Here is a 255-nt window from a genome sequence, read left to right on the forward strand (position 1 = left end):
GCTTTTGATAGATGGCTTTCACATAGTCGCTGACTGTATGTTCCGATAGTCCAAGTTTGCGGGCGATTTCACCATTTTTGTGCCCGTCCCCGATCTCCTTCAGCACTTCGGTTTCCCGGCGCGAAAGATGGATGAACTCGCCTTCCAGTTCCATTGCCGCCGGATGGGCGGATATGGCTTTCACCCGAGCGACCAGATTGAGCCTCGCGCGGATTGTGAGGATGAGAACGTCGAAATCTATTGGCTTGGTCAGAT

General features: G+C 52.9%; 1 protein-coding gene. It reads right to left on the reverse strand.

The window, feature by feature from the left end; genetic code table 11:
- Positions 1 to 154 (reverse strand): response regulator transcription factor (locus SB822_RS58900; protein ID WP_410859350.1); only part of this gene is annotated, 154 nt, incomplete at its 3' end.
- Positions 155 to 255: the final 101 nt, after the last annotated feature.

The organism is Paraburkholderia sp. SIMBA_054 (genome assembly GCF_046534875.1).
Classification (GTDB): Bacteria; Pseudomonadota; Gammaproteobacteria; order Burkholderiales; family Burkholderiaceae; genus Paraburkholderia; species Paraburkholderia hospita.